We start from the raw sequence: 16501 nt of genomic DNA on the forward strand, positions 1-16501 counted from the left end.
GCGTGCCGGGCACCTCCGGGTGCCGGGCACGCCCGTCCGTGCTTCGCGCTCTAGGGAAAACCGGGGCCGTCCGTGGCGAGACTGGGCGGGCGACGGGTCGGACCCGACGTCAGGAGTTCGCGCGCGGCGCCGGACCGGGCGTCCGGCAGGGCCCTTCCCGCACGGCGTTCCCTGGCAGACCCCCGGAGAGGTTGACGTCCCGATGTCGAACGAAGACAAGCTCCGCGACTACCTGAAGCGGGCGATCGCGGACCTCCACGAGACCCGCGAGCGGCTCCGCGAGGCGACCGAGCAGCACCGGGAGCCGATCGCCGTGGTCGGCATGGCCTGCCGGCTGCCGGGCGGGGTCGCCTCCCCGGAGGAACTCTGGGACCTGGTGCGCGACGGCGTCGACGCCGTCTCCGCCTTCCCCGCCGACCGCGGCTGGGACCTGCCCGAGGGCGCCGTCACCTCCCGCGAGAGCGGATTCCTGCACGACGCGGGCGAGTTCGACGCCGAGTTCTTCGGCATCTCCCCGCGCGAGGCCCTGGCCATGGACCCCCAGCAGCGGATCCTCCTGGAGACCGCCTGGGAGGCCGTCGAACGGGCCGGCATCGACCCCGGGACGCTGACCGGCACCCCGACCGGAGTGTTCGTCGGCACCGGGCACGGCGGCTACGACAGCGCCTCCACGGCCGGCGGCCAGGTCGCCGAGACCGCCGCCGGACACCTCCTGACCGGCAACACCGTCAGCGTCGCCTCCGGCCGCATCTCCTACGTCCTCGGCCTGGAGGGCCCGGCCATCACGGTCGACACCGCGTGCTCCTCCTCCCTCGTAGCCCTGCACCTCGCCGTCCAGTCGCTGCGCCGCGGCGAGTGCACGCTCGCGCTCGCGGGCGGTGTGACGGTGATGTCCAGCCCGCAGATGTTCACCGAGTTCTCCCGGCAGGGCGGCCTCGCCGCCGACGGCCGGTGCAAGCCCTTCGCGGCGGCGGCCGACGGCACCGCGTGGAGCGAGGGCGCCGCGGTCCTCCTCGTCGAGCGGCTCTGCGACGCGCAGCGCCTCGGCCACCCGGTGCTGGCCGTCGTGCGCGGCTCCGCCGTCAACCAGGACGGCGCCTCGAACGGGCTGACGGCGCCCAACGGCCCCTCGCAGCAGCGGGTGATCCGGGCCGCCCTGGCCGACGCCGGTCTGACGCCGGGCGAGGTGGACGTCGTCGAGGCGCACGGCACGGGCACCCGGCTCGGCGACCCGATCGAGGCGCAGGCGCTGCTCGCGACATACGGGCAGGACCGCGAACGTCCGGTGCTCATCGGCGCGTTGAAGTCCAACACCGGCCACACCCAGGCGGCCTCCGGCGTGGCCGGCGTGATCAAGACGGTGCTCGCGATGCGGCACGGCCTGCTGCCGCGCACCCTGCACCTCGACGCCCCGACCCCGCACGTCGACTGGAGCGCCGGCGCCGCCGAACTGCTGGGCGAGGCCCGGGAATGGCCCGCCAACGCGTGGCCCCGGCGCGCGGCGGTGTCCTCCTTCGGCGTCAGCGGCACCAACGCGCACGTCGTGCTGGAGGCGGCGCCGGCGGAGCCCGTCGGGGACATCGCTCCTGATGTGGTTCCCGGGGCGGCGCTGCCGTGGGTGCTGTCGGCGCACGACGAGACGGCCCTGCGGGCCCAGGCCGGACGCCTGGCCACCCACCTCCGGACGCGCGGACCGCTCGACCCGGCCGATGTCGCGTACTCCCTGGCCACCGGCCGGACGGCCATGGCGCACCGGGCGGTCGTCGTCGCGGCCGACTTGGAGGAGCGACTGCGCGCCCTGGACGCCCTGGCGGCCGGGGGCGGGGGAGCGGGCCTCGTGACGGGCGCGGCGGAGAAGGGGGCGACGGCGTTCCTGTTCTCCGGGCAGGGGACGCAGCGGCTGGGGATGGGGCGGGAGTTGTACGAGCGCTTCCCAGCGTTCGCGGAGGCCTTCGACGAGGTGTGCGCGGCGGTGGATCTGCCGCTTCGGGAAGTCGTCTGGGGCTTGGACGCGGAGCTGCTGAACCGGACGGAGTACGCCCAGGCCGGGTTGTTCGCCGTCGAGGTGGCACTCTACCGGCTGCTCGAATCGCTGGGCGTGCGGCCGGAGTTCGTGGCCGGGCACTCGATCGGCGAGGTGGCTGCGGCGCACGTCGCCGGGGTGTTCTCGCTCTCGGACGCCTGCACGCTGGTCAGTGCTCGCGGCCGTCTGATGCAGGCGCTGCCCGAGGGCGGCGCGATGCTCGCCGTGCAGGCGACGGAGGACGAAGTCCTCCCGCTGCTGGACGAGTTCGTGTCGATCGCCGCCGTCAACGGCCCGACCTCCGTCGTCGTTTCCGGTACGGAGGAGGCCGTCGAGGCGGTCCGCGCGCACTTCGCCGACCGCAGGACGACGCGGCTGCGCGTCTCGCACGCGTTCCACTCGCCGCTGATGGACCCGATGCTGGCGGACTTCCGCGCCGTCCTCAACGGGCTGACGTACAACGCTCCTTCGATCCCGCTGGTCTCCAACCTGACCGGCGACCTGGCGGAGGGCCCGACGTCGCCCGACTACTGGGTGCGCCACGTCCGCGAGGCCGTCCGCTTCGCCGACGGCGTCCGCACCCTGCACGCCGCCGGCGCCACCCGCTTCCTCGAACTCGGCCCCGACGGCGTGCTCACCGCCATGGCGGCCGAGTCGCTGCCCGCCGACGCGGTCCTGGCCGCCGTCCTCCGCAAGGACCGTCCCGAGGAGCCGGGCGTCCTGGCGGCCCTCGCCCGCCTGCACGTGCGCGGCGCGGGCCCGGACTGGGCGGCGGTGCTCGCCGGGTCCGGCGGCCGTCGCGTCGACCTGCCGACGTACGCCTTCCAGCGGCAGCGCTACTGGCTGCCCGAGCTCCAGCACCGCGATGCGGGCGCGCCCTCGGCCGACCCGGTCGAGGACGCGTTCTGGACCGCCGTCGAGGCCGGCGACCTGCGGGAGGCGTCGGCGGTGCTCGGGATAGCGGAGGAGGCCGCCGAGGCCTCGCTCGACCGCCTGCTGCCGGTCCTGGCTTCCTGGCGCGGGCAGCGGCGCCTGCTGGCCACGCTCGACGGCTGGACGTACGGGACGTCCTGGGCGCCCGTACGCGGCCTCACCGACACCGTCCCGTCCGGCCGTTGGCTCGCCGTCGGGCCGGAAGGCGCGGCGGGCGCGGCGGACGACTGGCCCGCCGCCGTCCTCGACGCCCTGGCCGACCGGGGCCTGCGGATCGAGCGCGTGGCGCGGGTCAAGGACGTGGACGCCCTGCTCGCGGACGGCTCCGCAGAGCCGGTCGCCGGAGTCCTCTCCTTCCTCGCCGCCGACGGCCGCCCGCACCCCGACCACCACCTCGTGCCCCGCTACCTGCCCGCGACCGTCGAGCTGCTGCGCACCCTGGAGGCCGCCGGCGGTCCGGCGAGGCTCTGGTGCCTCACCCGGGGCGCCGTCGCCGCCGAGGGTGCCGACCGGGTGCGCGAGCCGGAGCAGGCGCAGCTGTGGGGCCTCGGCCGGGTGGCCGCACTGGAGCACCCGCAGCGCTGGGGCGGGCTGATCGACCTGCCCGCCGCCCCCGACGCCCGCACCGCCGTCCGCCTGGCCGGTCTCCTCGCCCAGACCGCCGAGGACCAGCTCGCCCTGCGCGGCTCCGGCGCCTACGCCCGCCGCCTGACTCGCCGCCACCTGCCGGCGGAGTCGACCCGCGCGGCCGCGACCGGTACGGACGGGCGCGCGGCGGCCGTCGCCCCAGCCGGCTGGACCGCCCCCCGAGGCACCGTCCTCGTCACCGGCGGCACCGGCGCTCTCGGTGCCCACGTCGCCCGCTGGCTGGCGTCCGCCGGGGCCGAGCACCTGCTGCTCGTCGGGCGCCGTGGCCCGGAGGCCCCCGGCGCGCGGGAGCTGAGCGACGAGCTGGCCGCCCTCGGTGCCCGCGTCACCGTCGCCGCGTGCGATGTCGCCGACCGCGACGCGCTCGCCGCCCTGCTGGCCGAACACCCGGTGACCGGCATCGTCCACGCCGCCGGTGTCCTCGACGACGGTGTCCTGGAGAGCCTCACGGCGGACCGCTTCGACGCCGTACTCCGCGCCAAGGCCGTCTCCGCCCGCAACCTCCACGAGCTGACGGCCGGGCACGACCTCGCCCTGTTCGTGTTCTTCTCCTCGATCACCGGCGTCCTCGGCAACCCCGGCCAGGCCAACTACGCCGCCGCGAACGCCTACCTCGACGCCCTCGCCGAGCACCGCCGCGCCGCCGGGCTGCCCGCCACCGCCATCGCCTGGGGCCCCTGGGCCGGGGGCGGCATGGCGGGGGACCACCCGGGCCTCACCGGGCGGATGCGGCGCAGCGGGCTCGCCCCGATGGACCCGGAGCGGGCGGTCGCCGCGCTGAGTCGGGCCCTGCTTGCGGATGCCTCCGGCCTCACCGTGGCGGACGTGGACTGGAGCGCGCTCGCCCCCGTGCTCACCGCCGCCCGTCCGAGCGCGCTGATCGCGGACCTGCCCGAGGTGCGTCGCGCGGTCCACCAGGGCATCGCCCCGACGACGACCGCATCCCCGCTGGCCGATCAGCTGCGCGGCCGCAGCGCCGACGAGCAGGAGCGCCTGCTGCTGGAGCTCGTCCGCACCGAGGCCGCCGCCGTCCTCGGGCACGCCTCCACCGCGACCGTCGACGCCGCCCGGGCGTTCCGGGACCTCGGCTTCGACTCGCTGACCGCCGTCGAGCTGCGCAACCGCCTCACCGCCGCGACCGGTCTGCGCCTGCCCGCCACTCTGCTGTTCGACCAGCCGACTCCGGCCGCCGTCGCCGCACACCTGCGCGCCGAGCTGGCCGGCACGGCCGCGGGCGAGACGTTCACCGCCCCCGCCGTCGCCGCCGACGAGCCGATCGCGATCGTCGCGATGGCCTGCCGCTTCCCCGGCGGCATCGAGTCGCCGGAGGACCTCTGGCGACTGCTCGCCGAGGGCCGCGACGCGGTGGGCCCGTTCCCTGCCGACCGGGGCTGGGACACCGACCGCCTGCACCACCCGGACCCTGACCACGAGGGCACCAGCTACGTCTCCGAAGGTGCGTTCCTCGCCGCCCCGGCCGACTTCGACGCCGCCTTCTTCGGGATCTCCCCGCGCGAGGCCCTCGCGATGGACCCGCAGCAGCGGCTCCTGCTGGAGACGGTCTGGGAGGCCGTCGAGCGCTCCGGCATCGACCCCGGGGCGCTGCACGGATCACGGACGGGCGTATTCGTCGGCTCCAACTTCCAGGACTACCAGGTGCTGCTGGACGCGGCCCGGGAGGGCGTGGCCGGGCACGTGATGACGGGCAACGCCGCGAGCGTGATCTCCGGCCGAGTCGCCTACACCCTCGGCCTGGAGGGCCCGGCCGTCACCGTCGACACGGCGTGCTCCTCCTCGCTGGTCGCCCTGCACCTGGCCGCCCAGGCGCTGCGCCGCGGCGAGTGCTCGCTGGCGCTCGCGGGCGGCGTGACGGTGATGTCCACGCCGCAGGTGTTCGTCGAGTTCTCGCGCCAGCGCGGCCTGGCCCCCGACGGCCGCTGCAAGCCGTTCGCCGCCGCTGCGGACGGGACGGGCTGGGCCGAGGGCGTCGGCGTGCTGCTCGTCGAGCGGCTCTCGGACGCGCGGCGCAACGGGCACCCCGTCCTCGCCGTCGTGCGCGGCTCCGCCGTCAACCAGGACGGCGCCTCCAACGGCCTCACGGCGCCCAACGGCCCGTCGCAGCAGCGGGTGATCCGGGCCGCCCTGGCCGACGCCGGTCTGACGCCCGCCGAGGTCGACGCCGTCGAGGCACACGGCACCGGCACCCGCCTCGGCGACCCGATCGAGGCCCAGGCGCTCCTCGCCGCCTACGGCCAGGACCGCGAACTCCCGCTGCTCCTGGGCTCGGTGAAGTCCAACCTCGGCCACACCCAGGCCGCCGCCGGAGTCGCCGGCGTGATGAAGACCGTGCTCGCGATGCAGCACGGCGAGCTCCCGAAATCCCTGCACATCGACGAGCCGACCGCGCAGGTCGACTGGACCGCCGGCGCCGTCGAGCTGCTGAGCGAGGCCCGGCCCTGGCCCGAGACCGGACGGCCGCCGCGCGCCGGCGTGTCCTCGTTCGGCGTCAGCGGCACCAACGCCCACGTGATCCTCGAAGCGGCCCCCACGCCCGAGCCGCTGCCCGAGCACCCGGCCGCCGCCCGCCCGCTGCCCTGGCTGCTGTCCGCCCGTACTCCCGAGGCCGTGCGCGGGCAGGCCCGCCGCCTCGCCGCCCACGTCCGTGCCGCCGAGCCCGCCCTCGACGACGTCGCCCGTTCCCTCGCCACCACCCGTAGCGCCCTGGAGCACCGGGCCGCCGTCGTCGCGCCCGACCGGGCCGGGCTGTTGGACGGTCTGGACGCGCTCGCCGAAGGCCGCGCCACCCCCGCCGTCCTGGAGGGCCGGGCCGCGGGGGAGGGAGCACCGGTGTTCGTCTTCCCCGGCCAGGGCTCCCAGTGGGCCGGCATGGCGGTCGAACTCCTCGACACCGCGCCGGTGTTCGCGCAGCGCTTCGCCGAGTGCGCGGCGGCGCTGGAGCCGTACACCGACTGGTCGGCGGCGGACGTCCTGCGTGGTGAGCCCGGTGCGCCCGGCTTCGACCGGGTCGACGTCGTGCAGCCCGTGCTGTTCGCCGTCATGGTGTCGCTGGCCGAACTGTGGCGGGCGCACGGCGTCGAACCGGCCGCCGTGCTCGGCCACTCGCAGGGCGAGATCGCCGCCGCGTGCGTGGCGGGCGCCCTGTCGCTGGACGACGCCGCCCGCGTCGTCGCCCTGCGCAGCCGGGCGATCCGGCGGCTCGCGGGCCTCGGCGGCATGGTCTCGGTGGCCGAGCCGGTCGCCGCCGTCCGCGAGCGCCTCGTGCGCTGGGACGACCGTGTCTATGTCGCCGCCGTCAACGGCCCCGGCTCGGTGGTGGTCTCGGGCGACCCTGAGGCCCTGGAGGAGCTGATCGCCGACTGCGAGCGGACCGGCGTGCGGGCCCGCCGCATCCCCGTCGACTACGCCTCGCACTCCGCGCACGTCGAACGCATCGAGCACGAGCTGCTCGACCTCCTCGCACCGATCGCCCCGCGCAGCGCCGACGTCCCGTTCTGCTCGACCGTCACCGGCTCCGTGATCGACACCGCCGGGCTGGACGCCGCCTACTGGTACCGCAACCTGCGCCACACCGTGGAGTTCGAGCAGGCCACCCGCACCCTGCTGGCCGCGGGTCACCGGGTGTTCGTCGAGGTCAGCCCGCATCCCGTGGTGACCACCGGTGTCCAGGAGACGATCGAGGACAGCGGCCTGCCCGCCGCCGCCCTCGGCACGCTGCGCCGCGACGAGGGCGGCCCCGGCCGCTTCCTGCTCGCCTTCGCCGACGCGCGCAACCACGGCGCCCGGGTGGACTGGGACCTCCTGTTCGCCGGCACCGGCGCGCGCGCCACGGAGCTGCCGACCTACCCGTTCCAGCGGCAGCGCTACTGGCCGCGCCCGGGCGGGACGGGTGGCGACGTCACCACCGCGGGGCTGGCCGCGCCGGAGCACCCGCTGCTCGGCGCCGCCGTCGAACTCGCCCAGGGTGGCGGGCTGGTGGCCACCGCCCGCTGGTCGCTGCACACCCACCCGTGGCTCGCCGACCACGCCGTCGCGGGCACCGTCGTGGTGCCCGGCGCCGCGCTGGTCGAGGCGGTCGTCCGGGCCGGCGACGAGCTCGGCTGCGGGCGCGTCGAGGAACTGACCCTGCACGCGCCCGTCCTGCTGCCCGAGCGCGCCGCGCTTCAGGTGCAGATCGAGGTCGGCGCCCCGGACGACACGGGCCGGCGCCCGGTCGCCCTGCACACCCGCCCGGCCGACGCGGAGGCGCCCGAGGCCTGGACCCGGCACGCCGACGGCAGCGTCGCCCCCGCCGGGGCCGAGCCCGAGCCCGCGCCGGCGTCCGCCGCCTGGCCGCCGGTCGGCGCCGAGCCGATCGACGTCGGCGGCTTCTACCCGGGCCTGCGCGAGCAGGGCTACGGCTACGGTCCGGTTTTCCAGGGCGTCCGCGCGGCCTGGCGCCTCGGTGCCGCCGTCCACGCCGAGGTCGAGCTGCCCGCGCCGGCCCGCGCCGAGGCCGCCCGCTACGGCCTGCACCCCGCCCTCCTCGACGCCGCCCTGCACCCGGCCGGGCTCGGCCCGCTGGCGGGCCGCCCCGGGCTGCCGTTCTCCTGGACCGGCGTCACGCTCCACGCCGCCGGGGCCACCGCGCTGCGGGTGACGCTCACCCCGGCCGGGCCCGACACGGTGTCCGTCGCGATGGCCGACCCGACCGGCCGCCCGGTGGCCGCCATCGAGGCGCTGGCCGTGCGCCCGCTCGCCGAGGGCGCCTTCGACCCGGACGCCCGGGTGGCGCGCGAGGCGCTCTTCCACCTGGACTGGCCGGCCCTGCCCCTCCCCGAGCCCGGGTCGGCCCCCGCCCGCTGGACCGTCCTCGGCGAGCCGCCCGCCCATGCGGCGGCCCTCGCCGAGGCGGGCGTCACCCTCACCGAAGGCGCCGACACGGACGCCACGCTCGTCGAACTCAGCGGCGACGAACCGCTCGACGCCCTGGAACGCGCCCTCGCCGTCCTCCAGACGTGGCTCGCCGACGACCGCCCCGACGCCACCCTGCTGGTGACCACCCGCCGCGCGGTCGCCGCCGACCCCGCCGAGGACGTCCACGACCTGCCCGCCGCCGCCGTCCACGGCCTGGTCCGCTCCGCCCAGAGCGAGCACCCCGACCGCATCGTCCTCGCCGACCTGGACGACGACCCGGCCTCCTGGCGCGCTCTGCCCGCCGCGCTCGCCACCGGGGAACCCCGGCTCGCCCTGCGCCACGGCACCGCCCACGCCCCCCGCCTGGCCCGCGCCCACACCGCCGAGCCGCTGCCCGTGCCCGACGGTCCGTGGCGCCTCGACATCCGCACCAAGGGCACCGTCGACGACCTCGAACTCCTGCCGAGCCCCGACGCGGCCGCGCCGCTCGCCGAGGGCGAGGTACGCATCGAGATCCGCGCCGCCGGCCTCAACTTCCGCGACGTCCTCAACGCCCTCGACATGTACCCGGGCGGCGCCCGCTTCCTCGGCTCCGAGGCGGCCGGCGTCGTGCGCGAACTCGGCCCCGGCGTCACCGGACTCGCCGTCGGCGACCGCGTGATGGGCATGGTCCCGGGCGGGTTCGGTCCGCTCGCCGTCACCGATCACCGCCTGCTCGCCCGCGTCCCGCGGGGCTGGACCTTCGCCCAGGCCGCCTCGGCCCCCGTCGCCTTCCTCACCGCCTACTACGCCCTGCGCGACCTCGCGGACCTCCAGGCCGGCGAACGCCTCCTCGTCCACGCCGCGACCGGCGGCGTCGGCATGGCCGCCACCCAGCTCGGCCGCCTCTGGGGCGCCGAGCTCTACGGCACCGCGAGCGAGGCCAAGCAGCACCTGCTGCGCGCGGACGGCCTGCCCGACACCGCCGTCGCCTCCTCCCGCACCCTCGACTTCGAGGAGCGCTTCCGCACCGCCACCGGCGGCGAAGGCGTGGACGTCGTCCTCAACTCCCTCGCGGGGGAGTACGTCGACGCCTCGCTGCGCCTCCTCGGGCCCGGCGGACGGCTGATCGAGATGGGCAAGACCGACGTCCGCGACCCCGCCGAGGTCGCCGCCGCCCACGACGGCGCCCGCTACCGCGCCTTCGACCTCCAGGAGGCCGGACCCGAGCGGATCGGCCAGATGCTCGCCGACCTGGTCGCGCTGTTCGAACAGGGCGCGCTGCGTCCCCTGCCGCTCACCTGCTGGGACGTCACCCGCGCCCGCGAGGCCTTCCGGTACATGGCCCAGGCCCGGCACACCGGCAAGATCGTGCTCACCGTCCCGCGCCCCTGGGACGCCGACGGCAGCGTCCTGATCACCGGCGGCACCGGCACCCTCGGCGCCGAACTCGCCCGCCACCTGGTCACGGCGCGCGGCGTGCGGCACCTGCTGCTCGCCGGCCGCAGCGGCCCCGACGCCCCCGGCGCGGCGGCCCTCGCCGAGGAGCTGACCGCCCTCGGCGCCGAGGTCACCGTCGCCGCCTGCGACACCGCCGACCGCGACGCCCTGGCCGCCCTGCTGGCCGCCGTGCCCGCCGAGCACCCGCTCACCGCCGTCGTCCACGCGGCCGGCGTCCTCGACGACGGCGTCGTCGAAGGCCTGACGGCCGACCGGCTCGCCGCCGTGCTGCGCCCCAAGGCCGACGCCGCCCGCCACCTGCACGAGCTCACCCGCGGACTCGACCTCGCCGACCTCGTCCTGTTCTCCTCCGCCGCCGGCGTCTTCGGCTCGCCCGGCCAGGGCAACTACGCCGCCGCCAACGCCTGGCTCGACGCCCTCGCCCAGCACCGCCGTGTCGCAGGCCTGCCCACCACCGCCCTCGCCTGGGGCCTGTGGGCACAGGCCAGCACCATGACCGCCCACCTCGGCGTCACCGACCGGGCCCGCGCCGAGCAGTCCGGCGCGCTCACCCTCAGCACCCCGGACGGCCTCGCCCTGTTCGACGCGGCCGTCGCCGACCACCGCGCCCTCCTGGTCCCCGTCCGCCTCGACACCGCCGCCCTGCGCTCGCGCGGCGCGGCGGAACTCCCCGCCCTGCTGCGCTCCCTGGTGCGTGCCCCGGCCCGCCGCACCGCGCAGGGCGGCCAGGCCGCCGACGGGCTGCGCGCCCGCCTCGCCGGGCTCACCGCGGCCGACCGCGCCGCGGAGCTGCTCGACCTGGTGAGCGGCTGCACCGCGGCCGTCCTCGGCCACTCCTCGGCCGACCAGGTCCACGCCACGCGGCCGTTCCGCGACCTCGGCCTCGACTCCCTGACCGCCGTGGAACTGCGCAACCGCCTCAACACCGCGACCGGCCTGCGGCTGCCCGCGACCCTCGTGTTCGACCACCCCACCCCGGGGGCCCTCGCCGGGCACCTGGCCGACGGCCTCACCGGCACCGGCGGGGCGACCGCGGACGGTGCGACCCTCCAGGCCGCCGACGAGCCGATCGCGATCGTCGGCATGGCCTGCCGCTTCCCCGGCGGCGTCGCGACCCCCGACGACCTGTGGACCCTGCTGTCCGCCGGCACCGACGCCATCGCCCCCTTCCCCGCCGACCGCGGCTGGGACCTCGACCGCCTCTACGACGGCATCCCCGACCACCCCGACTCCTCCCGCACCCGCGAGGGCGGCTTCCTCGCCGACGCCGCCGGCTTCGACGCCGCCTTCTTCGGCGTCAGCCCCAATGAGGCCCTCGCGATGGACCCGCAGCAGCGGCTCCTCCTGGAGACCTCGTGGGAGGCCCTGGAACGCGCCGGCATCGACCCCGGCACGCTGCGCGGCAGCCGCACCGGCGTCTTCGCCGGCCTGTCCTCCAGCGACTACCTCGACCGGGTCGCCCGCATCCCCGACGAGGCCGCGCCGTACGTCAGCACCGGCAACGCCGCGAGCGTGATCTCCGGCCGCGTCGCCTACACCCTCGGCCTGGAGGGCCCGGCGGTCACCGTCGACACCGCCTGCTCGTCGTCCCTGGTGGCGCTCCACCTCGCGGTCCGCGCGCTGCGCGGTGGCGAGTGCACGCTCGCCCTCGCGGGCGGCGTCACCGTGATGTCGACGCCGATGATCCCGGTCGACTTCGCCCGCCAGCGCGGCCTGGCCCGCGACGGCCGCTGCAAGCCCTTCGCCGACGCCGCCGACGGCACCGGCTTCTCCGAGGGCGTCGGCGTGCTGCTGGTCGAGCGGCTCTCGGACGCGCGGCGCAACGGGCACCCGGTGCTGGCCGTCGTGCGCGGCTCGGCCGTCAACCAGGACGGTGCCAGCAACGGGCTCAGCGCCCCGAACGGCCCGTCCCAGCAGCGGGTGATCCGGGCCGCCCTGGCCGACGCCGGTCTGACGCCCGCCGAGGTCGACGCCGTCGAGGCGCACGGCACCGGCACCCGCCTCGGCGACCCGATCGAGGCCCAGGCGCTCCTCGCCACCTACGGCCAGGAGCGTGAACACCCGCTCCTCGTCGGCTCGGTGAAGTCCAACCTCGGCCACACCCAGGCCGCCGCGGGCGTCGCCGGCGTCATGCGCACCGTCCTCGCCCTGCGGCACGCCGCCCTCCCGCAGAGCCTCCACATCGACCGGCCCACCACGCACGTCGACTGGACGGAGGGCGCCGTCGACCTGCTCACCGAGGCCCGCGACTGGCCCGCCACCGGACGACCCCGCCGCGCCGGCGTCTCCTCCTTCGGCCTCAGCGGCACCAACGCCCACGTGATCCTCGAACAGGCCCCCGACCAGCAGCCCGAGCCGGCCCCCGCGCCCGAGCGCCCCGCCCTGCCCTGGCTGCTCTCCGCCCGCAGCGCCGAGGCCCTGCGCGGCCAGGCCCGCGCCCTGCTCGACCACCTCGACGCCAGCGCCGCCGCGCCGCTCGACCTCGCCCACTCCCTCGCCACCGGCCGGGCCCTGCTGGAGCACCGCGCCGCCGTCGTCGGCACGGGCACCGAGGACCTGCGGGCCGGACTCGCCGCGCTCGCCGACGGCACGCCCGCCCCGGGCGTCGTCACCGGCCGGCACGGCGCCGGGCGCGACCGCCGGGTCGTCCTCGTCTTCCCCGGCCAGGGCTCCCAGTGGGCCGGCATGGGCGCCGAACTGCTCGACGCCTCACCGGAGTTCGCCGAGCGGATCACCGCCTGCGGACAGGCCCTCGCCCCCTGGACGGACTGGTCCCTCGAAGCCGTCCTGCGCGGTGGGGCCGAAGCGCCGTCACTCGACCGCGTCGACGTCGCCCAGCCCGCCCTGTGGGCCACGATGATCGCGCTCGCCGCCTGCTGGCAGGTCCACGGCGTCACCCCCGCCGCCGTCCTCGGCCACTCCCAGGGCGAGATCGCCGCCGCCTGCGTGGCCGGCGCGCTCTCCCTGGAGGACGGCGCCAAGGTCGTCGCCCAGCGCAGCCAGGCCATCGCCCGCGGCCTCTCCGGCCACGGCGGCATGGTGTCGGTGCCGCAGTCCCACGCCGACGTCCTCGCCCGCATCGAGCCCTACGGCGGCCGGATCTCGGTGGCCGCCGCCAACGGCCCGTCCGGCGTCGTCGTCTCCGGCGAGACCGAGGCCCTCGACGACCTCCTGGCCGGCTGCGCCCGCGACGGCGTCCGGGCCAAGCGCATCCCCGTCGACTACGCCTCCCACTCCGCCCAGGTCGAGCGGATCGAGGAGACCCTCCGCGCCGAACTCGCCGGACTGACCACGCGCGAGGCCCGCATCCCGTTCTTCTCCACCGTCACCGCCGACTGGCTCGGCGACACCCCGCTCGACGCCGGCTACTGGTACCGGAACCTGCGGCAGAGCGTCCGCCTGGAGGAGTCCGTCCGCGCCCTGCTCGCCCAGGGCCACGACGCCTTCCTCGAATGCAGCCCGCACCCCGTGCTCGCCATGGCCGTCGAGGACACCGCGGCCGACGCGGGCGCCCAGGCCGTCGTGCTCGGCACCGTCCGGCGCGAGGACGGCGGTCCGGCCCGGCTGCTGACCTCCCTCGCCGAGGCCCACGTGCGCGGCGTACGGATCGACTGGCGCCCGGCCCTCGCCGGCGGCCGGCCCGTCGACCTGCCCACCTACGCCTTCCAGCGCCGCCGCTACTGGCTCGCCCAGGACGCCGCCCGTACCGGCGCGCCCCTCGAACCCTGCGGGCTGGACCGCGCCGTCCGCCTCGCGGACGCCGACACCGTGCTGCTCACCGGCCGGATCGGCACCACGACGCACCCGTGGACGGCCGACCACCGGGTGCGCGGCACCGCCGTCGTGCCGGGCACCGCGCTGCTCGACTGGGCCGTGCGGGCCGGCGACGAGGCGGGCTGCCCGATCGTCGCCGAGCTCACCGAGCTCAGCCCGCTGACCCTGCCCGACCACGGCACCGTCGACCTCCAGCTCACCGCAGGACCCGCCGACGCCGACGGCCGACGGGCCCTCACCGTCCACGCCCGCCCGACCGGCGCGCCCGACGACACCCCGTGGACCCGCCACGCCACCGGCGCTCTGACCACCGGCACTCTGATCACTGGCACTGTGATCACTGGCGGCGCCGACGGCTCGGTCCTGACCAAATGGCCGCCCGCCGGTGCCCGCGCGCTGGCCGCCGAGCCGGACGGCACCGAGTACGGCGAGCGCTTCCGCACCGTCGTCGCGCGCTGGCAGCGCGGCGACGAGTTGTTCGCCGAAGTCGCCCTGCCCGAGGAGCACCGCACCGAGACGGCCGGCTTCCGCGTCCACCCAGGGCTGCTCCAGCCCTTGCTCGCCGCCCTCCCGGGCGGCATCGACCCCGCCCAGCCCGCCGATTGGCGCGGCGTCACCGTCCACGCCACCGGCGCCGCCCTGCTCCGCGTCCGGCTCACCCCGGCCGCCGGCGGCAGCCACGCGCTCACCGCCGCCGACGCGGCCGGCGCCCCCGTGCTCACCGCCGAGGCCGTCACCGTCCGCCCGATCGAGGCCGAGCACCTCGCCCGGGCGGCCGAGCCGCTCTACGCGGTCGAGTGGGCCCCGACACCCAGGAGCGCGGTCTCTGCCGCTGACCTCGGGGACACGGCCGTCCTCGGCGACGACGCGCTCGCCGCCGCCCTCGGCGCCCGCGCCCACGCCGACCTCGCCGACCTCACCGCCGCCCTCGACGCCGGAGAACCCGCACCCGCCACCGTCGTCCACCGCCTCGCCGCGGCCGACGGCGGCGACCCTGTCACCGCCGCGCACCGCGCCGTCCGGGCCGCCCACGGCCTCGCCCGCGCCTGGCTCGGCGAGCCCCGGCTCGCCGACGCCCGCCTCGCCCTGCTCACCCACGGCGCCGAGGCCGCGGCCCCCTCCACCGACGCCACCGTCCTCGCCCAGGCGGCGGCCCACGGACTCATCCGCTCCGCCCAGTCCGAGAACCCCGGCCGTTTCCTCCTCGTCGACCTCGACGGTGACCCGGCCTCCGACGCCGCCCTGCCCGCCGCCCTCGCCGTCCCCGACGAGCCGCGCCTGGCCGTCCGCGGCGGCGAGGTGACGGCACCTCGGCTGCGCCCGGTGAACCAATCCGTGGACGGCCGGGCATGGTCCTGGAACCCGGCGGGCACCGTCCTGATCACCGGCGGCACTGGCACCCTCGGCGCCCTCGTCGCCCGCCACCTCGTCACCGAACACGGCGTGCGCCACCTCCTGCTCACCGGCCGCCGAGGCCCCGACGCCCCCGGCGCCGCCGAACTCCTCGCCGACCTCGCGGCCCTCGGCGGCGACGCCCGCGTCGCCGCCTGCGACACCGCCGACCGCGCCGCCCTCGACGCGCTCCTCGCCACCGTCCCCGCCGAGCACCCGCTCACCGGCGTCGTCCACGCCGCCGGCGTCCTGCACGACGGACTGCTCGAAAGCCTGACGGACGACCAGCTCTCCGAGGTGCTGCGCCCCAAGGTCGACGCCGGGTGGAACCTCCACGAGGCGACCCGTCACCTCGACCTCTCCGCCTTCGTCCTGTTCTCCTCCTTCGCCGCCACGGCCGGCGGCCCCGGCCAGGCCAACTACGCCGCCGCCAACGCCTTCCTCGACGCCCTCGCCCACCGCCGCCGCGCCGAAGGCCGCCCGGCCGTCTCCCTCGGGTGGGGATACTGGGGAGAATCGAGTGGAATGACGTCCACGCTGGACGCCGTGGACATCGCCCGCTTCGCGCGCTCCGGCATGCTGCCGCTCACGGCCGTCCAGGGCCTCGCCCTGCTCGATGCCGCGAGCGGCGTCGACCGACCGCACCTGGCCCCGATCCGGCTCGACCGGCACGCCCTCGCCACGGCCGGGGCTCCGCCGCTCTTCGCCGAGCTCGCGCCCCGCCGCGCCGTCCGGCGCACGGCCGCGGGCCCGGCCGGGAGCACGGCGACCGGTGAGCGGGGCGTCCTGGACCGGCTGCCCGGCCTCGCCGCCGCCCAGCAGGAAAAGCTGCTGCTGGACGTCGTCGTCGGACACCTCGCCGCCGTCCTGGGCCACGGCTCGCCCCAGGCCGTCGAACCCGAGCGCGGCTTCCTCGACCTCGGCATGTCCTCCCTGACCGCCGTCGAGCTGCGCAACCGCCTCAGCGCCGAACTCGGCCTGCGGCTGCCCACCACGACGATCTTCGACCACCCGTCGCCCACCGCCCTCGCCGGGCGCCTGCGCGACCTGGTCGGCGCGCCCACCGGCACCGCGGCGCCCGCCCGGCCCGTCTTCGCCGAACTCGACGAGCTGGAGAGCGCGCTCGGCGCCACCGAACTGGACGCCGACTCCCGCACCCGCCTCCTCGCCCGCCTCAAGAGCCTCCAGTGGCGGCTCGACGGCGACGCGACCGAGTCGCCCGCGGTCGCCGACGGGCCGGACGACGCGCTCGACGACACCACGGACGACGAGATGTTCGACCTGATCGACCGCGAGCTCGGACTCGCCTGAGGACCGGCCCCGGGGCCGTCCGCCCCGGGGCCGTTCCACGGACCCGTACCACCCTTCCGAACTGCG

General features: G+C 77.2%; 1 protein-coding gene. It reads left to right on the plus strand.

Going from position 1 to position 16501, the window contains the following annotated elements:
- The first annotated feature begins 202 nt into the window (after positions 1–202).
- The gene (locus ACZ3UD_RS34050; protein WP_465596697.1) at positions 203–16435 is read left to right on the plus strand and encodes a type I polyketide synthase; all 16233 of its coding nucleotides are present in this window, start codon (positions 203–205) and stop codon (positions 16433–16435) included.
- The last annotated feature ends 66 nt before the right edge of the window (positions 16436–16501 follow it).

The sequence above is a fragment of the Kitasatospora sp. NPDC023118 genome (assembly GCF_055560875.1).

What these genes read in the sequence shown, in the direction of transcription:
- ACZ3UD_RS34050 (WP_465596697.1), top strand. Translation starts at nt 203, where the DNA reads ATGTCGAACGAAGACAAGCTCCGCGACTACCTGAAGCGGGCGATCGCG.